Origin of the sequence: Chroococcidiopsis sp., assembly GCF_051657925.1 — a bacterium.
Taxonomy (GTDB): Bacteria; Cyanobacteriota; Cyanobacteriia; order Cyanobacteriales; family Chroococcidiopsidaceae; genus Chroococcidiopsis.
Window position 1 is genome coordinate 1 of sequence record NZ_JBOFLP010000105.1, and the last position, 23,276, is coordinate 23,276.

At 45.2% G+C, this 23,276-nt stretch carries 23 protein-coding genes; 10 read left to right on the top strand and 13 right to left on the bottom strand.

Annotated elements, in window-relative coordinates:
- The 3 genes from ACRC32_RS07840 to ACRC32_RS07850 all read right to left on the bottom strand — a co-directional run.
- The coding region (locus ACRC32_RS07840; protein WP_438553435.1) for a S9 family peptidase at positions 1-1,781 on the bottom strand (1,781 nt) is incomplete at its 3' end.
- Between the two features lie 86 nt (positions 1,782-1,867).
- Positions 1,868-3,388, bottom strand: a complete 1,521-nt coding sequence (locus tag ACRC32_RS07845; RefSeq protein WP_438553436.1) for a bifunctional metallophosphatase/5'-nucleotidase — start codon at positions 3,386-3,388, stop codon at positions 1,868-1,870.
- A 6-nt stretch (positions 3,389-3,394) separates the two neighbouring features.
- A complete protein-coding gene (locus tag ACRC32_RS07850) occupies positions 3,395-3,712 on the bottom strand; it encodes a hypothetical protein (RefSeq protein WP_438553437.1) in 318 nt (105 codons plus the stop codon).
- Positions 3,713-3,791: 79 nt separating this feature from the next.
- Between ACRC32_RS07850 and ACRC32_RS07855 the strand changes: the two genes are divergently transcribed.
- Positions 3,792-3,944, top strand: coding sequence for a hypothetical protein (locus tag ACRC32_RS07855; protein ID WP_438553438.1), 153 nt, complete (start codon positions 3,792-3,794; stop codon positions 3,942-3,944).
- A gap of 17 nt (positions 3,945-3,961) precedes the next feature.
- Positions 3,962-4,423 (top strand): rhodanese-like domain-containing protein, encoded by a 462-nt coding sequence (locus ACRC32_RS07860; protein ID WP_438553439.1) that lies wholly within the window; start codon positions 3,962-3,964, stop codon positions 4,421-4,423.
- Positions 4,424-4,480: 57 nt separating this feature from the next.
- Here ACRC32_RS07860 and ACRC32_RS07865 read toward each other — a convergent pair whose 3' ends face one another.
- The 7 genes from ACRC32_RS07865 to ACRC32_RS07895 form a co-directional block, all read right to left on the bottom strand.
- Positions 4,481-5,026, bottom strand: coding sequence for a 5-formyltetrahydrofolate cyclo-ligase (locus tag ACRC32_RS07865; RefSeq protein ID WP_438553440.1), 546 nt, complete (start codon positions 5,024-5,026; stop codon positions 4,481-4,483).
- Between the two features lie 6 nt (positions 5,027-5,032).
- On the bottom strand, positions 5,033-5,623 hold the full coding sequence (locus ACRC32_RS07870; RefSeq protein WP_438553441.1) for a TetR/AcrR family transcriptional regulator: 591 nt from the start codon (positions 5,621-5,623) through the stop codon (positions 5,033-5,035).
- A gap of 5 nt (positions 5,624-5,628) precedes the next feature.
- Positions 5,629-6,393, bottom strand: a complete 765-nt coding sequence (locus ACRC32_RS07875) for an alpha/beta fold hydrolase (RefSeq protein WP_438553442.1) — start codon at positions 6,391-6,393, stop codon at positions 5,629-5,631.
- Between the two features lie 286 nt (positions 6,394-6,679).
- Positions 6,680-7,363, bottom strand: coding sequence for a phytochelatin synthase family protein (locus ACRC32_RS07880; protein ID WP_438553455.1), 684 nt, complete (start codon positions 7,361-7,363; stop codon positions 6,680-6,682).
- A gap of 64 nt (positions 7,364-7,427) precedes the next feature.
- The gene (locus tag ACRC32_RS07885) at positions 7,428-7,571 is read right to left on the bottom strand and encodes a hypothetical protein (protein ID WP_438553443.1); all 144 of its coding nucleotides are present in this window, start codon (positions 7,569-7,571) and stop codon (positions 7,428-7,430) included.
- Between the two features lie 103 nt (positions 7,572-7,674).
- Positions 7,675-8,574, bottom strand: a complete 900-nt coding sequence (locus tag ACRC32_RS07890; protein WP_438553444.1) for a glycine betaine ABC transporter substrate-binding protein — start codon at positions 8,572-8,574, stop codon at positions 7,675-7,677.
- 27 nt (positions 8,575-8,601) lie between these two features.
- Complete coding sequence (locus ACRC32_RS07895; protein ID WP_438553445.1) at positions 8,602-10,491, bottom strand: tetratricopeptide repeat protein; 1,890 nt, start codon at positions 10,489-10,491, stop codon at positions 8,602-8,604.
- A 107-nt stretch (positions 10,492-10,598) separates the two neighbouring features.
- Between ACRC32_RS07895 and ACRC32_RS07900 the strand changes: the two genes are divergently transcribed.
- Positions 10,599-11,492 carry an SGNH/GDSL hydrolase family protein gene (locus ACRC32_RS07900; protein WP_438553446.1) on the top strand — a complete coding sequence of 298 codons (894 nt, stop codon included), beginning with the start codon at positions 10,599-10,601 and terminating at the stop codon, positions 11,490-11,492.
- Positions 11,493-11,567: 75 nt separating this feature from the next.
- Here the strand turns inward: ACRC32_RS07900 and ACRC32_RS07905 are convergent, their stop codons facing one another.
- Positions 11,568-12,044: a hypothetical protein gene (locus ACRC32_RS07905; protein WP_015154444.1), complete on the bottom strand. Its 477-nt coding sequence runs from the start codon at positions 12,042-12,044 to the stop codon at positions 11,568-11,570.
- 252 nt (positions 12,045-12,296) lie between these two features.
- A complete protein-coding gene (locus tag ACRC32_RS07910; protein ID WP_438553447.1) occupies positions 12,297-12,584 on the bottom strand; it encodes an Lrp/AsnC family transcriptional regulator in 288 nt (95 codons plus the stop codon).
- A gap of 240 nt (positions 12,585-12,824) precedes the next feature.
- On the opposite strand from ACRC32_RS07910, the gene ACRC32_RS07915 reads away from it, so the two are divergent.
- The 7 genes from ACRC32_RS07915 (at position 12,825) to ACRC32_RS07945 (ending at position 22,951) form a co-directional block, all read left to right on the top strand.
- Positions 12,825-13,427 (top strand): LysE family translocator, encoded by a 603-nt coding sequence (locus ACRC32_RS07915; RefSeq protein ID WP_438553448.1) that lies wholly within the window; start codon positions 12,825-12,827, stop codon positions 13,425-13,427.
- 651 nt (positions 13,428-14,078) lie between these two features.
- Complete coding sequence (locus ACRC32_RS07920; RefSeq protein WP_438553449.1) at positions 14,079-17,303, top strand: efflux RND transporter permease subunit; 3,225 nt, start codon at positions 14,079-14,081, stop codon at positions 17,301-17,303.
- Between the two features lie 188 nt (positions 17,304-17,491).
- Complete coding sequence (locus ACRC32_RS07925; protein ID WP_438553450.1) at positions 17,492-17,617, top strand: hypothetical protein; 126 nt, start codon at positions 17,492-17,494, stop codon at positions 17,615-17,617.
- Between the two features lie 49 nt (positions 17,618-17,666).
- Positions 17,667-18,854 (top strand): DUF4336 domain-containing protein, encoded by a 1,188-nt coding sequence (locus tag ACRC32_RS07930; protein WP_438553451.1) that lies wholly within the window; start codon positions 17,667-17,669, stop codon positions 18,852-18,854.
- A 282-nt stretch (positions 18,855-19,136) separates the two neighbouring features.
- Positions 19,137-20,561, top strand: a complete 1,425-nt coding sequence (locus ACRC32_RS07935; RefSeq protein ID WP_438553452.1) for a sensor histidine kinase — start codon at positions 19,137-19,139, stop codon at positions 20,559-20,561.
- Positions 20,558-21,007, top strand: a complete 450-nt coding sequence (locus ACRC32_RS07940; RefSeq protein ID WP_438553453.1) for a response regulator — start codon at positions 20,558-20,560, stop codon at positions 21,005-21,007. The genes ACRC32_RS07935 and ACRC32_RS07940 overlap by 4 nt, the downstream gene beginning before the upstream one ends.
- Before the next feature lie 9 nt (positions 21,008-21,016).
- Positions 21,017-22,951, top strand: coding sequence for a response regulator (locus tag ACRC32_RS07945; protein WP_438553454.1), 1,935 nt, complete (start codon positions 21,017-21,019; stop codon positions 22,949-22,951).
- 165 nt (positions 22,952-23,116) lie between these two features.
- Here ACRC32_RS07945 and ACRC32_RS07950 read toward each other — a convergent pair whose 3' ends face one another.
- Positions 23,117-23,272: a GNAT family N-acetyltransferase gene (locus ACRC32_RS07950; protein ID WP_438553456.1), complete on the bottom strand. Its 156-nt coding sequence runs from the start codon at positions 23,270-23,272 to the stop codon at positions 23,117-23,119.
- Positions 23,273-23,276 lie beyond the last annotated feature (4 nt).

Consider the following 23,276-nt stretch of genomic DNA (forward strand, 5'->3'; position numbering starts at 1 on the left):
TCGTTGGGATTTCCCCATTCATCCCACTCGATCGCAGTTAGTGGTAAAGAAGTATCGAGGATAGTTGTCACGACATCGACAAACGGCACGTCAGCAATAACTGCTTTAAACAAGTCAGGACGCAGATTTACAACTGCACCCATTAATAAACCACCCGCACTACCACCAGAAATAGACAAGCGATCGCTATTCGTCCAGCCTTGAGAAATCAAATACTCCGCACATGCAATAAAATCAGTAAATGTATTTTTCTTGTGCAAAAACTTACCATTCTCATACCATTTTCGCCCCATTTCGCTGCCACCGCGAATGTGTGCGATCGCAAATACTACACCGCGATCGAGTAGCGACAAGCGATTAGAAGAAAATGCAGCGGGATAGGAATAACTGTAAGAACCATATCCAGTCAAAAATAAAGGATTTTCTCCATTTTTTTGAATTCCTTGTTTATAAACGATTGAAATTGGCACTTGTACCCCATCTTCCGCCGTCGCCATCAGCCATTCACTTTGATATTGAGTGCGATCGTAACCTCCCAGCACTTGGATTTCTTTTTTCAACTCCCGTTGTTGAGTTTCCATATCAAAATCGAACACGGAATCAGGAGTAATTAAAGAAGTATAACTGAAGCGTAAAGTCTTGGTATTAAATTCTGGATTATTCCCTTCATAAACGGCATAAGTTGCTTCGGGAAAAGCCATGTTATATTCCTCTCCCGTGACGAATTTTTGGACTCGTACCGTTGGCAATTCACCTTGGCGTTCGTAGATCGCTAAATGGTCGCTAAAAGCACTCACACCTAACAAAAATACGTCTTCTCGATGGGGAATTACCGTTGACCAATTGTCTTTTGTCGGGGAACTAACGGGAGTTTTCATCAATTTAAAATTGATTGCCTCATCATTAGTTGTAATATAAAAATCATCGCTGTGATGCTCGATCCCATACTCCATCCCATTTGTACGCGGGTGGATGAGTTGAAAATTACCTGTAGGATTATTTGCTGCTAGATAATGCACTTCCGAAGTAATCATGCTGCCTAATTCCAGCAGGATATAAGCTTGAGAGCGAGTTTTACCTACAGATAAATGGAAGGCTTCATCAGTTTCTTCATAAACTAAAATATCTTCAGCGATCGGTGCATTTAATGCGTGTCGCCAAAGTTGAAACGGACGGTTAGCGTCATCGACTTTGGTGTAAAAAACTGTACGGTTATCGTTTCCCCAGGCAAAAGAATAATAAGTATCTTCTATGCTTTGCTCGTCAAGCTGCGATGTGTTTAAATCTAAAAAATACATCGTGTATCTTTCAGCACCACTAGTATCAACTGAGTCCGCTAATAGCTGATGATTGGGACTGACTTGCAACACGCCAATATTGAAAAACTCGTGTCCTTCTGCAAGTAGATTTTGATCTAGCAAAATTTCTTCAGATGCATCGAGACTACCTTTTTTGCGACAATAAATTGGATATGCTTTTCCTGCCTCAGTACGAGAATAATAGTAATATTCATCTTTGCGATAAGGAACAGATAGATCGGTTTCCTGAATGCGAGCCAATATCTCTTTATAAAGTTTTTCTTGCAGGACTTCCGTATGCTGCATCATTGCCTGAGTATAAGAGTTTTCTGCCTCCAAATAAGTAATAACTTCAGGATTTTCCTTTTCTCTGAGCCAATAATAGTTATCTACTCGTTCGTCGTTATGTAAAATTAGCGACTGCGGCTTTTTTGCAGCAATGGGTGGAGTTAACTTGTTTTGTGGAAACCGATCCTGACTCATAATTTGTAATTGTTGAAATCTGTAATTTTTGGCACTAAACATGATTCGATAAGTCTCTTTTGAAAAGGATGACTTTGAGATACCCTTTAAAAAGAAGGACTTTTGTATCGCTTCAAGACGGAATCAGCGAAAGTATCTTTGAGGCGATCGATCGCCACAAAACGTAAATCGCGCATTTGATAAATTAACCTGACATCTTTTTGCTTAAAATTCAAAAATTCTAGCCCTTGTTCTTGACCGCTCATCAAAAAATCATTAATTGCTACGCGGTAGTTCTTGTCCTTATCAAGGGGTTCGCTATTCACCATCCAAGTCCCAATATCAGGTTTTTTACTTACATTTGCTGTTTGTAGAAAACCACCCGTACCTCTATTAGCTTGCCCTTGTTCTAAGACCTTTTCTAACAAACTTCCTTTCATCTCTACAGCTAAAACTTTACCACCAAATGGCAAAACTCGAATAATATCGTATTGAGTAATTCTTCCTGGGAGAATGAAATCGTCAATCCGAATTGAACCACTGTTAAATATAGCTAAATCTGCTTGATAAACCTCTCGCAACATAGCTTGAGCGATTAATGCCGTGAGGTTAGTGGCGCGATTGCGAACGCTAGATTCTAAACCATCTAAAGCAATATTTGTCGTGGCGATCGCCTCTTCTGGGGCGAAGCCATCTGCCCTAAATCCTTGATATGCTTTTTCTATCCATGCGCTTACGACTTGTGCCACGCGAGGATCTTCAGGAATTGCCTCTGTAACTGACTGTAATTGAGAATCTACGACTAGTTGTTTTGTCTCGGTATCGTAACGCAATTTGTGAATATAAACGCTACGCGCATTTGCATCGGCTTTAAATAAAGGTGTAAAATCTGCCCCGCGCCATTGTTGAATATTTTCATGTTCGTGTCCCCCTAAAATCAAATCGATTTCTGGAACTTCTGCGGCGAGTTTTTGGTCTTGGGCGAGATTTAAATGAGTTAAAGCGACAATCAAATCGACTTTACCTTGAAGTGCTGCAACTTGAGTGCGAGCAGCTTGAATTGGATCGGAATAGCTGACATACTTTTGTCTGTTACTATTTATAGTTAATCCAATTAAACCGACTCTAATAACCGCACCTCGGTCACTTTTTACATTTAATATTTGCGATTCTGTCACACCAGGGAAAGATTTACCTTGACTATCCCTGACATTACTAGATATCCACTTAAATTGAGATTCTTTTAGGCGTTGGAAAAACTCGGGTTTGGCTAAATCGAATTCATGGTTTCCAAAGGTAGCGTAGTCGAAACCAACAGCGTTCATCACTGCTACCATTTGTTGACCAGCCAAAGGTTTACCATTCACCTTCGCAGTCCCCAAAGCCGAGGGACTAAAAGCATCCCCAGCTAGTACGGTGTAGGTGCGAGGATTTTGGCTGAGTAATTCTTGTCGCAAAGTTGCAACCCGCGCTAACCCTCCTCGTTTTCCCCCTTCTACTGGGGCGATTTCATAAACATCGTTCAGATGTAGCAGAGTAATATCCACTACCTCAGCCAACGCAGGGCTAGCGATACATAAAGCTACAACTTGCAGCACCAAACCCCACGCGACAGAGAATGATTTCATCTTCGGTTACATATTTAACGCCAAGCGTTTTTGTAACACAATCATCACCAAATTGGTAAGCAAACAGGTGCTAGCAAGTCCCAGTAGGATGTATGTAGGAGCCATCACCACCCCAATCGATAGCCAGGTTGCAACGTGCAAGATCATTATTAGAGCAAAAAAGCCAGCTACTCCTGCTGCTTGCCAAACCCGCGCTTGAGGGTGGCGCAGCGCCGTGAAAATCATCGTCGCTATAGTAGCAATTAAAGTAGCTGGAACCAAAAAGGCACAGATACTAACGCAGTGGGTGCGCGAAAACTCCGCCATGACATGTAAATCCAACATTAGTTCTCCCGATCGCGTTGCCAAATATTACAACAGTTACCACCCCAGACTCTAGCAACTTTAAACTTTTTGAAACAATATGAGGGAGCAGGGAGCAGGGAGTAGGGAGCAGAGGGGCAGAGGAAGCAGAGGAGCGATCGGCAGCAATTCCAGCCACCAGCCACTGGTTCCACTAGCCACTCACTACACCCCACACCCCACACCCCACACCCTACACCCCATTCTTCACTGATAACTGATAACTGAATAATGCGATCGCTCGTTTTTTACATGATTAAGCGCTTAATTCAACGCAGGTTTCCAACTGTGAAGTGGTTGAAGACTCAACAGTTGGTAGGGTGGTTGCGCGATCGCACTCAGCCGCAGCCGCTTTTACTCGATGCCCGCACTGAGGCAGAATATCAGACTAGCCATCTTCCGCAAGCCCAGCGCATCGATCCGTATCATCCTAACTTAGAGGAAGTTGCTGTAGATCGAGATGTACCTGTGGTCGTATATTGCTCTGTAGGTTATCGCAGCGCCAGAGTAGCCCAGCAACTTGAACAATCTGGATTTACGAACGTTTACAACCTCGAAGGCAGCATATTTCAATGGGTGAATGAAGGCAACCCAGTCTTTCAAGGCGATCGCTCAACTGTTCGAGTTCATCCTTACAATGCTAATTGGGGCAGATTGTTAAAGGCTCAATATCGTGCTTCAGTTGATAGTTGACAGTTATCAGTTATCAGTGAGTAGTGTTTTGACTTTTAACTTTTGACTTTTGACTTCTTACCCTAGTCCTTTTTCAGTACAGACAGCATGTAATGGAATATCCCAAGGATCTGTGGGGAGTTGAGGTAGATAGGCAAATTCAAATACGATCCCGATGGTGAGTTTCGATCGCCATACGGGAGAAGATAGGAGGCGATCGTAGTAACCGCCACCGTAACCTAAGCGATAGCCGCGATAGTCGCAAGCAACTGCTGGGACGAGGATGAAATCGACTGCTGAGGGTGAGATGGTAGGAGTTGTGGGGAGGGGTTCGCAAATCCCATACGCGCCAACTTGAGTTTCATCCCCAGGTTGCCAAATGTGCCAAGATAAATTTTCGCCGACACAGCGAGGAAGTCCCCAGTTGTAATGATTATGGTGAAATAAGGAATTTAGATCGGGTTCTTGACGACAACTGAAATAAGCGAGAATAGTTTTGCCTGAAGTCAATAAGGGTGAAGCGAGCAGATGAGAGACAATTCGATCGCTTTTTTCGCGCCATTCTTGCTGAGATAAAGATTTACGTTTTTGAAGTAGCGATCGCCTCAACTCTACTTTATCCATGACTATTTATCCGTGACTACAAAATTCCGCGATCGCTTGAGCCTTAAGTTTTTCTAATGGAAAGCTATTAGGATAGGTCGAAAACATTAGCATAATACCTTGGAGCGTTGAGGAAAAATAAAGCGATCGCTGTCGCGGTTCTGCGACTCCAAGCTTGACAAACATGTCAGTCTGAATTTCAAATTGCCTTGCTTGCTCGTCCATTAACTTCTGGCTGTATTTTGCTACCACTGGATCGAGACGCGGTTGGGTAAACAAATTTAGGTAGAATCGGAAGACTTCAGGTTGACGGCAGACATCTTCGAGCGCACCTTCAACAATATGCTGAATTTGTTCGGCAGGGGTTGTTTTGGCTACAGCCGCGTTCATCACTACTAAAACATCGTCGATCCGGAGATCGACTAGCGCCGCCAGCAAATCTTCTTTCCCTTTAAAGTAGTGATAGAGCAGCCCTTTTGAGATCTGAGCTTGCTTGGCAACGTCATCAATCGATGTAGAATAGTAACCCTTCTCACAGAACAGAGTCATGGCTGTTTTAAGAATCTGTTCTGTGGTGGCGCGACGGATACGTTCGTTTTCTGTTGGAGTGCGTGGCATTAATATTAATATTGTGACTCGCTCAGGAATTGAGTGATGAGATGATATACCTCTTGCGGATGTGTCAGCGTGGGTATATGGTCTGCGCCTTCAATTTGGGCAAAGCGAATGTCGGGAACTTGTTTGAAAAATTTAGCGATGCGGAAGCAGTCTTCACTGTCTTGAGTACCGATGATGAATAGCGTTTTGGATTTTAGCTCATTTAGCCGTTCGATCGCGGGTGGTTGCGTCCAAACTTGGTCGAAGTTTTTCCATTCAAACGCTCTTAAGACATTGTGATGCTTTATTTGGTAAAAGCGATCGCGATGCGGGCTGTTCATGACAACGTGGACGGCATACATGGGAGAGTTCAAAGTCACATCGAGCATTTTCTCTACATCTGGAACCACTGCCCAAACTGCTTGCACAAAGCGATCGTATTCTGGTGAGAATTGAAAACCCGTCAACCCAGGAGCGACAAGCACGAGTTTGGTAACTCGTTCTGGATTACCTAGAGTAAAATCGGTGGCAATTTGTCCGCCAATCGAATGACCTACTAAAACAGCTTTGTCAATGTCCAAATAGTCTAGTAGCAGTCTAAAATCCTCAACGTGATTTACAGGTTCGAGCCGTGGCGATGACTTCCCAGCACCGCGTTGGTCATAAGTAATGACTCGATGAGTTTGAGCCAACTTTGGGGCGATAAATTGCCAGTCGCGCGAATCAACTCCGCCACTATGCAGCAGGACGACCGGATCGCCCTTTCCTTGAATCTCATAATGCAAATCCATTTTTACCTCCTGCACCTCAACGCCGCGCTAGCAGCTGAGAGCGCTGTTTTTGCTTATTGTTGCGATACTACTAGCTTATTTTAGACTGAACAATCAGTCAACGAAAGATTGCGAGTCAGTAATATTCGCGCATAGCGATCGCAATCCTGCCGCAATGACAAGTGGAAAGATCGATTGGCGATCGCCCAATACGATTCAGTTAAAAGTATTAGATTCTCGAAGATCCCCCCTAGCCCCCCTTAAAAAGGGGGGGGGATCGAGTCTTATTTGACTTTTGACTTTTGACTTACTTATTAGTTTTTCGACTCACCAATACAAATCCCCTCGTCTTACCTGACACCCTGTCTGTTGTATCCATTGCTTGCCATAAATCCGTTGCTTTTACCCATACTGGGGGATATTTATAGCGAGAGACATCGAGAATTAAAAACCGATCTGTTTGTTGGTTATAAGCGGCGATAGGAGAAATGTGTCCGCCTCTTTCTTGTCCAATTTTGCGTCGCAAGTAATTAACCAAAACAAAATTATTTTCTTGGCGTAAATTCTGTGCGACAAGCTGACGAAACTGCTCTAGATTAGTATCAGTACTGTGATAAACTTTAGCTTCTACCGCATAGCTAGCAAGTAGCTGACCTAACTGTTCTAAAGTCATACCTTGACGGGCAACAACTTCAGGTGCAAGGACTTTTTTAGTTGGCGCGTTATTAAAAAAATTTGCCTGGGTAAATACTCGATAAGGCGTATACTCAGGAGCAATAGGAGCAGGAATTGAGAGGGCATTTAATACCATCACTATACTGGCGACTCCGCAATAAGCTTGAGTATTTTGGGTAACATACTGCGTACTCAAAGCCCAAAAATCCTCCCGCGCTTTACTTTGTAGTAACAATTGTTCTCCCGTTTCGGAGTTGAAGGAGATTAAATTATTAGGTAAGGGTAGTGTCTGCGTCAATACGCTATCGCCAGCCATAAACAACGCGACTGCGCCAAATTTAATTAGTGAAGCAAACGTCTTGATTGTCATTTGTCATTTGTCATTTGTTGCTGGTAATTGGTAATTGGTAGTTGGTAGTTGGTAATCGGTAGTTAGCGTAGCAATTTTGGATTTTAGATTGTTTTTCTCCCTCAGCAACCTTGCGCTCCCATTCTTCGAGAAGGGCTATTCTCCGAGAAGCCACCCTTCGGGTGTCTACGCCCTACAGCTGGGCGATTCTCTCTTCCCCCTGCTCCCTGCTCCCTGCTCCCTGCTCCCTGCTCCCTGATAACTGATTTTTCAGCCTCCTACTTTACCAAACCTTTTGCGATTAAAAATTCGCGCACAACTTCCTTAATATCGCGAAATTCGCCTTCGACTTGATAATTTAAATTGCGCATTTCCTCTTCATTAATCTTTCCACCTAGTTGTGCGATCGCCTGACGTAGTTTGGGATACTTTTTCAAAGTTGTCTGTCGCACGATGGGAGTTGCTTCATAGGGAGGAAAATAACCCTTATCATCTTGCAGAATCGTTAAATCTAAACGGGCGATTTGAGCATCGGTAGAGTTACCTGCAACTATATCTACTTGTTTATCAATTATTGCCCGATAAATTAAGCCTAAATCCATCACGCGGGGTGGTTTATTTAACTTTAGATCGTAGGTTTTTGCTAAACCTGGAAACCCGTCCTCGCGGCTGATAAATTCATAGCCGAAGCCAGCTTGCCACTGGGGTGTGTATTGGGCAGCTTGCGAGAGAGTGCGAAGATTATGCTTGCGTGCATCTTCTCCACGAATAATCATGGCAAAGGTATTTTCAAATCCTAAAGCTGGGGTAACTTCTAATTGAAACTGCTCGTAACCAGATTTTACCCGCTGATAAACAGCTTTTGGATCGCTAATTGGCTTTTGTTTTAAAATAGTTGTAAATGCCGTTCCCGTATATTCGATATAAGCATCAACTTGTCCGGCGAGCATTGCTTGATGGCAAACAAACGTTCCTCCTAAATCTAGACGACGAGCGACTTTTAGTCCAGTTGCAGATTCAATTTGCTGCGCTAATAGTTCGCCTAAAATATTTTGTTCGGTAAAATTTTTGGAAGCAACGACAATCTCACCGCTACCCTCAGAAGTGTTAGGATTGCAACTGGCGATCGCTAACACCAAACTTGCAGTAATTATACATAAAATAATAAATTTTTTCATGTTTCATAATATTTGTTCTCGATCGGATTAACGGTAATTTGCTAATAATTGCGGAATGTAATCGTAACCATCTACACCGATCGCAGTCATAAATTGAGAGCGATATTGTGCCAACACTTTTTGAAAACCCTCTTGCCCCATTTGCCCTTGTAGTATAGTCAACAAACCTGCTGCTTGTCGCCACTCAGGAGAAGCAATACGCTCTAACATATACATACCTATACAACCAACATAAATCGCTTTTTCTGTCTGTTGTAAGCCATAATATGCTTCTGCTAAGTTAACTAAGTTCAGTCCTTGAAGATACAAATCGCCGGAAGCTTGAGCGGCTTGAAATCCAGATTGAAGATAATCGATCGCAGCTTGAGGCTGAGATAAAACTAAATGCGCTGCACCAAGGCTGCTGCAACATAATGACAAGCTTTGTCTGTCGTTTAACTGTTGAGATAGCTTTAATCCTTGTTGTAAATAACCGATCGCCATTTCATAAACTTCTGGTTCCGATCTTTCAATAGCCTGAGCCGAATATACCTCACTGTAGCCCAAATTTGCTAAAGCATTGGCTTCACCTAACTTGTCTCCTACCTGGCGGCTGAGGAGTAATGCCCGCTGGCTGTAATTAATTGCCTCGGCGTACTGTTTCTTAGCCACGCAAATTCGGCTGAGATGATTTAAATCGGCAATTTCACAAGGTACATCCTCCGCAGCACGGGCAATTTCCAAAGCGCGATCGTAAAACTGGGTTGCTTGGTGATAATTTCCCACAGCCTGCTGCGAATAACCTAAAAGTGTCAAAATTCGAGCTTTTTCCTGAGTCCCTTCGACTTGCCGTAAAGGTAAATCTAAATAGTCGAGGGCAGATTGTAGGTGTCCGCCATTGAACGAAGCAAAAACACCACCGTAGAGGGGAAAGTATTGCTTTTGAGCAAAGGCGCGTAAAATTTGCAGTGCAATCTGAAAACAACCATCCGCTAGCCGTTCGCGATGACTGGAATTGAGGCTAGTTGCTTGCATGAAGCCATTCGCTAACTCACCCCAAACTGCGGCAAACGTGAGAAAGCAAGAAATCGCTAGACTCGATCCTAACTTGGCATCATAAATTCGCTGTTCCGTCCACCCAACGAGTCCCCGTTGCAAAAACTGCAAAATCAGCGCAATTTCCACCCAATCATCGAGATGGAAATATTGCTGAGTCATCCATTCTAATAGCGATCGCTCTATAGCCAGAGTTTGAAATAATGCTTGTGGAATTGGACTATTGACCTGTTTTGCCCACAGCGCCCAAGGTCCACGTTGTCCTGGTACGTTCTCAAAACCGATTGCGCTCTGCCCCCCATCATACACCCAACTCACTAAATATCCTTCCAAATGCTGCCAAGACTGCAAACCGCGATCGATGCCCATTGCAACTTGTTGCACCTCCGCCGCCATTTCTGGCTCGATTTCAGTTGCTTGTTGTTTTAAAGCCGCAGCTAATTGTTTGAGTTGGGCGATTGTCAGTGCTTGCTTTTGATTTGGATCGATAACTTGTAATAAATCGGCAAGTAAATAGGCTGGTTCGGAAGAGGCGATCTGTTCTGCTGCTTTAGCGATCGCGCTAGCGGCTCGATTTTGGGCGGCGGCGCGTTCCCATTCGCTAGCGATCGTTTTGATCGCTCTTTGAGAACGAGTCGCTTTCGCTTGCTTCAATTCATCCTTTACCGTCTCAATCTCATGTTCGATCTCCATTGTGCGTTCGTCCAAACAGCGCTCGAAAATCTCTGCCGTACCGGGAACGACTTGTTGCGCTAGCATTTGATAAACTTGCTCTTTAGAACGAATTTGCCCTTTCAGGGTAATTTGTACGATCTGGTCTATCAACGCCAAGTAGCGATCGGGCAGCGTCGGAGAATTGGAATGAGATAGAGAATCGGACATGGTAGTTGGTAGTTGGTAGTTGGTAGTTGGTAGTTGGTAGTTGGTGGTTGTTGCTTATTATTTCATTATCCTAACCCTTCATTCTTCGCTCCTCACTCCTCACCCCTATGATGCGAAAAATTGTATTAATTGCCACGATAAGTGCGATCGCTGCCGCTCTATTTCAATTATCCAATTCGGCTCAAACGCAAAATGTCGCCCAAATTTATGTTTTTGGCGATAGCCTTTCCGATCCTGGCAATGTGTTTAAAGCTTCCCAAGGACAATTTCCACCCAGTCCCCCTTATTTTCGCGGCAGATATGCAGATGGTTTAGTTTGGACGGAATATCTCGCTCAACAATTGAAATTAAACGCTAATTCCAATACTAATTTTGCTTACGGTGGCGCTACCACAGGCAATTCACAGGAAGTTCCACTAGGATTGCTTGCACAAATCGATCGCTATCAAGCTAGTCATTCCTCTACCTCTAATAATGCTTTATACATAATCTGGGCTGGAGCAAATGATTATTTAGGAGGTGGAAATGATACAAATCGACCAGTTAATAATTCAGTTGAAGCTGTCAAATCCCTGGTTCAAATTGGCGCAAAAAATATTTTAGTGGTTAATCTGCCAGATTTAGGTAAACTACCAGGAACGCGCAACACACAACAGTCTGAAGTACTGAGCCAACTAACTCACAAGCACAACTCTCAACTAGCTAATGCTTTGAAGAACTTACAGCAACAGCTTAAATCTGAACCCAAGATTATTTATTATGATGTCAACGATCTATTTAATCGAGTTATGAACGAGCCAACTAAATTTGGCTTTCTCAATGTTATGAATACCTGTTTAAATGGCGAACTTAGCCAATATATGATTTGTCCCAATCCAGATAAATATTTATTCTGGGATGATATCCATCCCTCTACTGCTGCCCATAAATTGTTAGCAGAAACAGTTGCTAACAGGTTAAAATCTGCAACTACACAAACTCAGTCTGCTTATGCCAATTGAAAACAAGATTAACCCGCTCCAGCAGGTTTCGTCTGTGTAGTTCTGCAAACTCTATTTGCGCAACATCTAAAAACTTCAGTTAGATTTTAAAGCTTCGTCTAGCACTTTTCGCGCTTCTTCTGCTTTAGCTTTTGCTTCCTGATAGCGGACATTTGCTTGAGCAAAAGTTTTCAGTACTTTAAATCCTTCCTTCAATCGGGCGATTTCTTCATCACTGACAGATTTATCAGTAAATAGCACGTCAACCGCTTTACGAATTTCCAACGCCTCCGTGCGAGATTCTTGTACCTTCAGCTTTAAGGTAGCTAAGTTATTGAGTATTTGTACGGCTTGGGTAATTGCATCCTCATCGCTACTGAGATTATCCATCGGCTGTTCTTTGACTTCAATCAATTGCTGCGAACTAAATCCCTCCGCTAAATCGGTGGGTAGTTCCCCAGCATCGATTAGTTCCATCAGCCGATCCATCGCTTTATCACGAGCTTTGGCTGAATCTTTACCAGAGACATTAAGGACAACTTCTGGAGCTTGGGGGAGAGTATATTTCGCCATAACTTAATTATATTCAAGAAGAGTTGCACAGCTACACTTTTGTAGCAAGCGCGATCGCGTTACATGCTTTATTTTACGGTAAAAGTCAACTGTCATAGTACATGGGTATTGATTGGTAATTGGTAGTTGGTAGTTGGTAGTTGGTGAAGAAAGGGTGTGGCTAGTGGCTAGCAGTAAATAGGGTGTGGGGTGTGGGGTGTGGGGTGTGGGGTGTAGTGGATTGTTAACTGGTCACTGGTCACTGGTCACTGGTCACTGGTCACTGATAACTACTCCCTGCTCTTTTGATTGGTGAAGAAAGCACGATTGAGGTTGTTGTTTGTCCGTCAGAGGTAAACCAATTTTCGCCGCATCGATTTCTACCCGATATCCGGTAATAATTCCTACCTCCTCCATCCGTCGCACCCGTTCGGCTGCTGCTGGCGGGGAGAGTCCAACTCGACGACCCAGTTCGACAAAAGAGAGTCTGGCATCTTTCTGTAATACCTGTAAGATTTGCCAGCCAGTCACATCTAATAGTTTTTCAGAATCAAAAGACATTACGAAGTCAAAAGGCAAAAGTTAAAAGTCAAAACTCGTTTTTAGTTTTGAATATAAATCAAATAAGCCAGTTTTATTTATTTTAGTTACTCAAAACTGCAAAAATAATTCTTATTCTAAAGTCAAGTTATCAGTTATCAGTTATCAGTTATCAGTTAATTCTGACTTGTGACTTGAATTATCTCCCTCACTCCTCACTCCTCACTCCTCGCTCCTCGCTTACTACCATTACCCAATCTTATGGAAATTAGCTTACTACTACGGGGACTAGCAATTGGTTTGGCGATCGCCGCACCTGTAGGACCCATTGGTATCCTCTGCATTCGCCAGTCACTTGCATTTGGCTGGATACATGGATTTGTAGCTGGTTTGGGAGCAGCAACAGCAGACGCAATGTATGGTTGTGTGGCTGCATTTGGACTTACCTTCGTCGCTAACTTCTTAATCGAACAACAGTTTTGGCTGCGGTTGGTTGGCGGTGCTTTCCTTTGCTACTTGGGGGTCAAAACATTTATTAGTATTCCATCTGAAACTGCGGCATCAACCAGAGGCAGCACACTTACTGGAGTCTATACTTCAACGTGGATGCTAACACTGACAAATCCCGCAACAGTCTTAGCTTTTGCAGCTATTTTTTCTGGATTAGGCTTAGCCAGCATCGAACAAAATTACCTGTCAGCAATACTCTTAGTAGTTGGAGTTTTTTGCGGTTCTGCACTGTGGTGGCTGCTATTGAGTACTACTGTCACGCTAATAAAGACAAAGCTGAATTTGAAATGGGTCAATCGCCTCTCAGGTATCGTCATCACAGCATTTGGCATCGTCGCATTGCTCAGTTTGTGACACCTCACGCAAAAATCCCCTTTGTGTTCTTCTTTGCACCGACTCCACGAGAAGCCGCTTTGCGTCTTTGCGTCTAACGCTACGCTTCGCCTACGGCTGATGCGTGACACAAAATCATTCTTGTAAATTTTTATATCTATCGTATAACTGTTACAAAAAAGACAGAAATTCTACTCGTTATAAGCAAATAAAATTCACGCCCGACCTGCGATCGCGAGAAAATTCTATCATTTTCGCAGGCAAGTATTAAATTAGATAAAGTTAAGTAAACTAAGTTAAATGCACCTGCCAAAAATTATCAAGGGGTAGTATTTTTCGGCAGGAAAATGGTACTCTGTTCGCTTATAACTATAAATTGAATTCTCACAATAAATTCTCATAGATTCGTTTCCATCGTTCGCGATCGCAATCTGACTGGAACTACCGATCTTTAACAGTGACCAGTGACCAGTTGGACAGTGACCAGTGACCAGTGACCAGTGACCACGCACCACTCTTTCCTGATAACTGATAACTGACGTTACATGTAACGTCTCTACACTGATAACTGACAACTGATAACTGATTTAAAGGCTTACCTGCTGTCTTCTTTATCGATCGATCGTTCCTGTCTGTATCGTTTGCCCAAAACACTAATCGAACTCAGGATCTATGTTACTGAGCATTGCTAATACATTCATTAGACGACCAGTCTTAACTACAGTCTGTACCGTGGTTATTCTTTTACTGGGAGCAATTTGCATTCCGCTGTTGCCCTTGGATAAACTCCCAGAAATGGCATTAAAACAAGTTACCGTGACGGCAAATTATCTCGGTAGCGATGCCAAAACCGCAGAAGAAAACGTCACCACCGTACTAGAACGACAGATCAACGGTACGGAGCGGACTGTATATATGTCCTCTCAAACAACGAATAATGGTGATACGACCATTAACGTCTCCTTCCCTACGGAGATGGACAGAAATACCGCTCAAGTCCTTGTTCAAAACAACGTCGCCGTTGCTGAAGCAGAACTACCAGAAGAAGTAAATCGTACGGGTGTCGTTACTCAAAAACAATCTCCAACAATTACTATTGCTTATGCCTTTTATTCAGAAAAAAACGAGCAAGGTAACTATATCTATGACAACGTATTTATTAGTAATTATGTCGATCGCCTGATTTTCGATGAAATCAAACGGATTGAGGGCGTAGGCAATTTAAGAATAATTGGTGAACGAAGATATGCAATGCGGATCTGGCTCAATCCCGATGCCCTGGCTGCGAGAAATTTATCAGCCCAAGATGTAATTAATGCCATTGCAGAGCAAAACATTCAAGTAGGGGCGGGTAGAATCGGTCAGCAGCCGACTCAAGCCAAACAGGAGTATGAAATCGCCTTGCGTGCGATCGGTCGCTTTACGACTCCTGAAGAGGCTGAAGGTATTATCGTCCAAGTAGGTCAAAATGGGACGCTAACGCGACTTAAAGATGTCGGTCGTGCTGAAATCGGAGCGCAAGACTACAGCGCCACGACGCTATTTGATGGCGCTCCTTCAGTCATTTTGTTAGCCTATCAATTGCCTGGAAGCAATGCTTGGAATACAGCTAACTTAATTAAGGCAAGGATGGCGGAGTTAGAGCAAAGTTTTCCACCAGGGTTGAAAGCAACGGTCGGTTTAGATAACACGTTGTTTGTCTCAGCTTCCTTAGATGAAGCCTTCAAAACTCTGATGGAAGCGATCGCCTTAGTTTTTTTGGTGATCTTTATTTTCCTCCAAGACTGGCGCACGACGATTATTCCCGCCCTGGCAATTCCTGTATCCTTAATTGGGGCGATGGCGTTTGCTTTTATGTTTGGGTTTAGCCTAAATCAGTTAACGCTATTCGGGGTAATTTTAGCCACAGGTCTAGTTGTAGACGATGGGATTGTGGTTGTAGAAGCGATCTCCGCTAAATTATCTCAGGGAATGCGACCAGTGCAAGCTGCGATCGATGCGATGGGAGAACTCACTGGGGCAATTATTGCTACATCTGTCGTACTGATGGCAGTATTTATTCCCGTCACCTTCTTTCCAGGCACGACGGGAATTGTCTACAGACAGTTTGCCTTAATTATTGCCTTTGCGATCGCTATTTCTACCTTCAACGCTCTTACCTTCTCGCCCAGCATGTCAGCAATCATTATGCGGCGACAACAGGAGGTACACGGACCCTTGGGCTGGTTTTTTGGGTGGTTTAATCGCGGGTTTGACTGGTTTAAAGAACAGTATGGTAAGTCAGTAGAATTTCTAATCCGCCTGCGGATGATAGTAATTCCAATTTTTCTAGCAGGCTTAATTGCTACGGGTTGGCTTTACCAGTCTACGCCGCAAGGATTTATTCCCGAAGAAGATCAAGGCTATTTCTTTGCGATCGCTGAAGCTCCTTCGGGTGTCTCTTTAAATTACACCACCAATCTCGTCCAAAAAGTTACCCAGATTATCAAACCCCTACCAGAAGTCGAACACGTAGTTGGTAATGCGGGCTTTGGTTTTCAAGGTAATGCTAGTAACAAGGCACTGTTTTTCGTCAAGCTCAAAGATTGGGAAGAACGCCCAGGTGCAGACAAGTCAATTTTCGGACTCCTACAACAAATTAACCAAAAATTGCAAGCAAATGTTCCCGAAGCCAGACTAATCGCCGTCAACGCACCACCAGTAGATGGGTTAGGTAGTACGGGTGGTTTCGAGATGTACATCCAAAACCGCCAAGCCTTACCAATGGAAGCGTTGATTGACAACACGCAAAAAGTAGTCGAAGCAGCAAGAAAGCGTCCAGAGTTAGCGGGTGTATTTACGCAATTTACCTTCGGTGCGCCCATGATGGAAATCTCCATCGATCGCGAACAAGCTAAAGCCCTAAACGTCCAATTAAGCGATATTTTCAATACGATGCAGACATATTTGGGGGCGAGATATGTCAATCAATATGTCCTCGGCGGACGACTGTATCGCGTGCAAGTGCAAGCAGAAGAGACATCGCGCTCTAACCCCGACGATATCGGTCGTTTGTACGTCCGTTCTGTAGATGGGAATTCCGTACCACTGAGTAACGTGGTGAAAGTCGAGCAAATGACTTATCCACCAATTATTACTCACTACAACGTCTATCCATCGATCAACATTCAAGGCGCACCCGCCCCAGGTTACAGTACAGGACAAGCGATGAGAGCGATGGAAGAGGTAGCAGAGCAAGTGTTGCAACCAGGATTCGGCTATGCTTGGACGGGGACGGCTTTTCAGGAAAAAGCTTCTGGTGGTGCTGCCCCGATTATTTTCGGCTTAGCCTTTGTGATGGTGTTTTTAGTGTTGGCGGCGCAGTACGAAAGCTACATTGACCCCATCATCATCATGATTACCGTACCCTTAGCAATTTTAGGCGCGATCGGGGCGTTGCTGCTCCGTGCCAATTTGCTCCAAGCAGGTTCGGTTTGGCCTGTTGTCAACAATAACATTTACGCTCAAGTCGCTCTCGTCATGCTGATCGGCTTAGCCAGTAAAAACGCAATTCTGATCGTAGAATTTGCCAACCAGTCAGCAGAACTAGGCATGAGCTACACCAAAGCAGCAATTCGAGCCGCAGAGGAGCGCTTGCGACCGATTCTGATGACAGCAATTTCTGGTTTAGTTGGTTTTTGGCCCTTGGTCATAGCGGCGGGTGCTGGAGCCATGAGTCGCTGGTCATTGGGAACGGCACTATTTGGCGGCTACTTATTTTCGACGCTGCTTAGTTTGTTCTTAGTCCCGGTGCTGTACGTTGTCATTAAGAACATGGAAGAAAATTTCTTGAAACCCAAGAAGCTAAGCAAGACACAGCCAAAAGAAGACAGACAGCCGCAACCATTAGCTAGATGATTTGTCACTTGTCATTGGTCATTGGTCATTGGTCATTAGTGGATAGTTAATTTTGACTTTTGACTGCTGTACGGGCGGGTTTTGGGCGAAGATCTCTTACTGCCAGCCGTGAATATGCCTGCTAAACCCGCCCCTAAAACTTCTCTCTTACCCCTTACCCCTTATTAAAATGTTTCGCAACTGGACTCTTGACGATTGGATCAACCACGTTCTGTTTACAGGCACAATTCTGTATCTGTTTTACTCCTTCTTCTTGCACCACTGAAAAGGGAGCAGGGAGCAGGGAGCAGGGAGTAGGGAGCAGCGACGAATGACAAAAAAACAGCAAAATAGTAATTGAGGATACATCTGTAGGAGCGATTCATGCATTCAAGCACCCAGCCGCAGGATTTGGCGTGGCAGTTCTGGCTGGCTTTACCACTCTATCCATTTGGCAAGCGGCGGACGCTTTGCACGGAAGTCGTGAAGGATACGATCTGGACGTTCGACCAGCTTCAGGGCTTTTTCTATGCAGTTGTCACGATTCGGATGACTGTCGTTAAGCTTAATGCTGGTGGTTTGTTGATCTATGCACCCGTTGCCCCAACAAAAGAGTGCATTCGCATGGTGAATGAGTTGGTGGCAAAGTATGGTGATGTGAAGTATATTATTTTGCCTACCAGTTCGGGATTGGAACACAAGATTTTCGTTGGTCCTTTCGCTCGACGCTTTCCTCAAGCCCAGGTCTTTGTGGCTCCGAACCAATGGAGTTTCCCGCTCAATTTGCCTCTATCGTGGTTGGGATTTCCCCGAAAACGCACTCAAGTACTACCGGAAAACTCTAAACAGGCTCCCTTTGGGGCAGAATTTGACTATGCCGTGTTGGATCTGGACTTGGGCAAGGGGTCTTTTGCAGAAGTAGCACTTCTCCACAAGCGATCGCGCACTCTGCTATTAACTGATTCCATCATATCCATCCCAGAAGAACCACCCGCGCTTTTGCAGTTAGACCCCTATCCCTTACTGTTTCATGCTAGAGACAGTGGGGACGAGGCAATGGAAGACACTCCCGCCAATCGCCGTAAGGGATGGCAGCGGATTTGCTTGTTTGCAATTTACTTCCGTCCTAGAGCGGTAGAAACAGCTGGGTTGGGACAAATGTGGCGCGATGTTGTGCAGGCAAAAGAGCGATCGCGACAAGCTTACTTTGGCTTATACCCGTTTCGTTGGCAAGCGGGCTGGCAGCAGTCATTCAATCAGTTGCGTGGCAACGGTCGTCCGTTTGTCGCCCCAATTCTGCAAACTCTAATTTTTCCCCAAGCACCAAAACAAGTCTTAGACTGGGCAGATAAGGTAGCAACTTGGGATTTTGGGCGGATTATAAGCTGTCACTTGGATGCACCAATCGCCACAACTCCTTATGAATTCCGACAGGCTTTTGCTTGCCTAGAACAAAATTCCCGCACGAGCCAAAATGCGCCTCTACCAGAAGAAGATTTTGGATTCTTGCGGCAACTAGAAACATTTTTGGTCAAATATGGCGTTGCCACACCAGCGAAAGAGAAAGTGTAACAATCAGTTATCAGTGAAGAATGGGGTGTAGGGTGTAGGGTGTGGGGTGTGGGGAGAATTCGGGGATCGCGGAATTCGGAATTAATGCGTGAATTTTGAGTTCCTCTGCACCTGAAGCCCCTCTGCACCTGAAGCCCCTCTGCTCTCTTTTCCCTGCTCCCCGCCCCCTGCTCCCTGCTCCCTAATTTCATGTAGCAGTATATACTTTTTTAAGGAAGTACTGCGATCGCCCCCAGCCCCTCCTCATCTTTCTGCAATTCCTGAAGTTGCCAGCTGAGATTCATGAACCCAGAACTATTGACAAAATTGCGTGCTTGCTGTAAGGATGAAACGGCATTTGAACAGCTGCAACAAATTCTGAGTGACAAAATTCAACCTCTAGAGCAGGAGATCGGTCGGGCAAATTTTCAGGTGGAACGACAAAAAGCCTTGTCCAACGCGATCGCCCGACTCCAAGAAACCCTCGATCTTGAAACAATTTTTCAAGCCACTGCTACCGAGGTGCGTCAACTTTTGGCAGCAGATCGCGTAGGTATGTTTCGCTTCTATGCCGATTCTGGGTGGAATGATGGAGAGTTTGTGTCTGAGGATGTCGCTGCCGATCTCGCCTCAGCGATCGCGCAGAAAGTCCACGACCATTGCTTTGGCGAGCAATTTGCCGTTCATTATCAACGGGGACGGGTGCAGGCAGTTGCCGATATCTACAACGCGGGGCTGAGCGACTGCCACATTCAGATCCTCGCCCAATTTCAGGTGCGGGCTAACTTGGTCGTGCCACTCTTGCAAGGTCACAACCTCTGGGGATTGCTCTGCATTCATCAATGCCGCGCCCCGCGTCAGTGGCAGGAAACCGAGATCGAATTTGTGAATCAGATTGCCGATCGCTTAGGGGTGGCTCTCCAGCACGCCGAACTGCTAGCCGAACTGCGGGCAGAAATCGTCGAACGGCAGCAAGCCGAACAACGCGCTCAGGAGTTGAACCAGGGATTGCAGCAAGCGATTGTCGAACTGAAGGCAGTGAATAAGGAATTGGAAGCCTTTAGCTATTCAGTCTCTCACGATCTGCGTGCGCCCTTACGCAGCATTGATGGCTTCAGTCAAGCATTATTGGAAGACTGCCTCGACCAATTGGATGCAACCGGACAAGACTATCTGCGTCGCATCCGCTTTGCTAGCCAGCGGATGGGGCAGTTGATTGACGATCTCCTCACCCTATCGCGAGTCACTCGCAGCGAAATGCAAAGGGAATCAGTCGATCTGAGCCGAGTTGCTAGTCGTATCTGCACGAATTTACAGCAAACTCATCCAGAACAGCAGGTGGAGTTTGTCGTTCAACCTGGTTTAGTTGCCCAAGGAGATCCCCGTCTGCTGGAAGTTTTATTAGAGAATTTACTGAATAATGCCTGGAAATTTACCTCTAGGCAGTTGCAGGCAAAGATTGAATTTGGAGCGATCGCGCAGGAAAATGGGATTTTAGTTTATTTTGTGCGAGATGATGGCGTAGGCTTTGATATGGTTTATGTTGATAAGTTATTCAGACCGTTCCAGCGATTACATGGTATGAACGAATTTTCCGGTAATGGAATTGGACTTGCCACGGTACAGCGAATCGTGCATCGACATGGGGGACGGGTGTGGGCAGAAGGGGCGTTGGCACGGGGAGCGACGTTTTATTTCACGCTATTCGCAGAGGAGGTTGGGGCATGAATGGGAATGGCGATCGCAAAGTCATTCTTTTAGTAGAAGATAATCCTGACGACGAAGCACTGGCAATCCGCGCCCTCAAACGCCATCACATCGGGAATGATATTGTCGTCGCCCATGATGGAGTCGAAGCCCTGGACTACCTATTTGGCACGGGCATGTATGCAGAACGAGATGTCAGCAGCAAACCAACAGTAGTTTTGCTAGATCTAAAGCTGCCTCGCGTGGATGGGCTTGAAGTTTTGCGCCGTTTGCGGGAAGACGAACGCACTAGATTAATGCCCGTGGTAGTCTTGACGACTTCCAGCGAGGAGCGAGATTTACTCGATAGTTACAGCTTGGGATGCAATAGTTACATTCGCAAACCCGTGGATTTTCTTCAGTTTTCCGAGGCAATTCGGCATTTGGGAATGTACTGGCTATTGATGAACGAACCACCACCGCTTTAGGGAGGCACGATGAACCCTCACCTATGCGTTCTGGTTGTCGAGGACTCGGAAGATGATATGCTGCTGATGCTGCGGGAACTGCGGCGGAGCGGCTACACTCTGGACTACGAGCGGGTAGAGACTGCTGCCCAGATGCAGGCAGCGCTCGATCGCCAGTCGTGGGATATTGTCATTGCCGATTACACTCTACCTGCGTTTAGCGCCCCAGATGCCCTAAAACTACTGCAAAGCCAGCAGCGAGATTTACCGTTTATCATTGTCTCCGGTACGATTGGTGAAGAAACTGCTGTTGCTGCTATGAAAGCAGGAGCGCATGACTACATCACCAAAGGTAATTTAGCTCGGTTAATGCCTGCGGTGGAGCGAGAATTGCGCGAGGCGAAGGAACGACAAAAACGACATAACGCAGAACAGGCATTAAGAGAAAGCGAAGAACGGTTTCGCCAATTGGCAGAAAACATTGCCGAGAGCGTGTTTTGGATGTCAGACCCCAAAGCGCGTCAGCAACTCTACGTCAGCCCTGCCTACGAACGTATCTGGGGGCGATCCTGCGAGAGTTTGTATGCCAACCTTATGGAATGGTTAGAGGCAATTCATCCTGAAGATCGGCAACGCATTCAAACGAACTTCTTCGAGCAGGCTCTAGCAGGTCATTATGATGAAGAGTATCGAATTATCCGTCCCGATGGCTCGATCCGATGGATTCGCGATCGCGGTTTTCCGATTCAAAATGACTCTGGTGCATCTTACCGCGTGGTAGGCATTGCGGAAGATATCACTACTCGCAAGCTGACAGAAGCAGCCCTGCGCCACGCCCAACGTTTGGAAAGTTTGGGAACTCTGGCAAGTGGCATTGCCCACGACTTCAACAACATTCTCACTCCGATTCTGGCAACCGCGCAACTGCTATCTTTAAAACTCCCCCTAGACGAGCAGGATCGGCACTTAACCCAGATAATCGAAAACAGTGCCAAACGTGGGGCAGATTTGGTCAAGCAAATTTTAGTCTTTGCGCGTGGGGTGGAAGGCAAGCGCGTGCCACTGCAAGTTCGGCATATATTGTCAGAAGTCATGCACGTTGCCCGCCAAACCTTCCCCAAAACCATTGAAATTTATACAGACTTTCCCACTGCTAATCTTTGGATGGTTGCTGCCGATGCTACCCAACTGCATCAGGTATTCATGAACCTCTGTGTCAATGCCCGCGACGCTATGCCCAATGGTGGAACTCTCAGGCTTGCAGCTGAAAATAAACTCGTTGATGAAGCCTGTACTCGGATGAATCCAGAAGCTAGCCCAGGTTCTTACGTGGCGATCGCGATTTCGGATACAGGAACGGGAATTCCATCTGAACTGTTAGAGCGAATTTTTGACCCCTTTTTTACTACGAAAGAAGTAGGCAAAGGAACAGGACTAGGTTTATCCACTGCGTTAGGCATTGTGAAAAACCACGGTGGTTTTGTCAAGGTGTACAGCGAGGTGGGAAGAGGGTCGCAATTTAAAGTGTACTTACCTGCGATCGAAGATGCAGAGACTCAGCCAGCAGCAGAACTCGCGCTCTTGACTGGCAACAACCAGTTAATTCTGATTGTGGAAGACGAACCGTTGATTCAACAGGTAACGCAAGCCTCATTAGAAGAGTACAATTACAGGACTCTGATTGCCAAAGATGGAATTGAGGCGATCGCTCTCTATGCCGAGCGCAAGTACGAGATCGATCTCGTGCTGATGGATGTGATGATGCCGTTGATGGATGGGTTAACCGCAACTCGCACCCTGCAAAAACTCAATCCTAAAATCAAGGCGATCGTCACGAGTGGTTTAGCATCGAATAACCTGATGGCTGAAATAACCGAAATCGGTGTCAAAGCATTTTTACCCAAGCCCTATACTACGAAAGAATTATTGGACGCAATACATCAGGTTTTGCATCTTGGTAGTTAAGTAATTGGTCATTCGTCATTTGTCATCTGTCGCCCCTGCTCGTGCGCTCCCTGCTCGTGCGCTCCCTGCTCCCGATTCCTGTAAGGGCGGGTTTAGCAAATAAATTAACTGCGAGAACCGAAAATTTTTGGTCAAAACCCGCCCCTACGATAACTGATAACTGATTTACAACTCAAATTCCACTTTGACGACATCCGCAGCCCGATGCAGGCAGAAGCCGAGTTTTTCGCAGACTTTTTGCATGGCTCGATTTTCGGCGAGAATTTCGGCAGTAATGCGATCGAGTTTTTCGTCACGTCCGACTTGTAATAGACGACTCAATAAT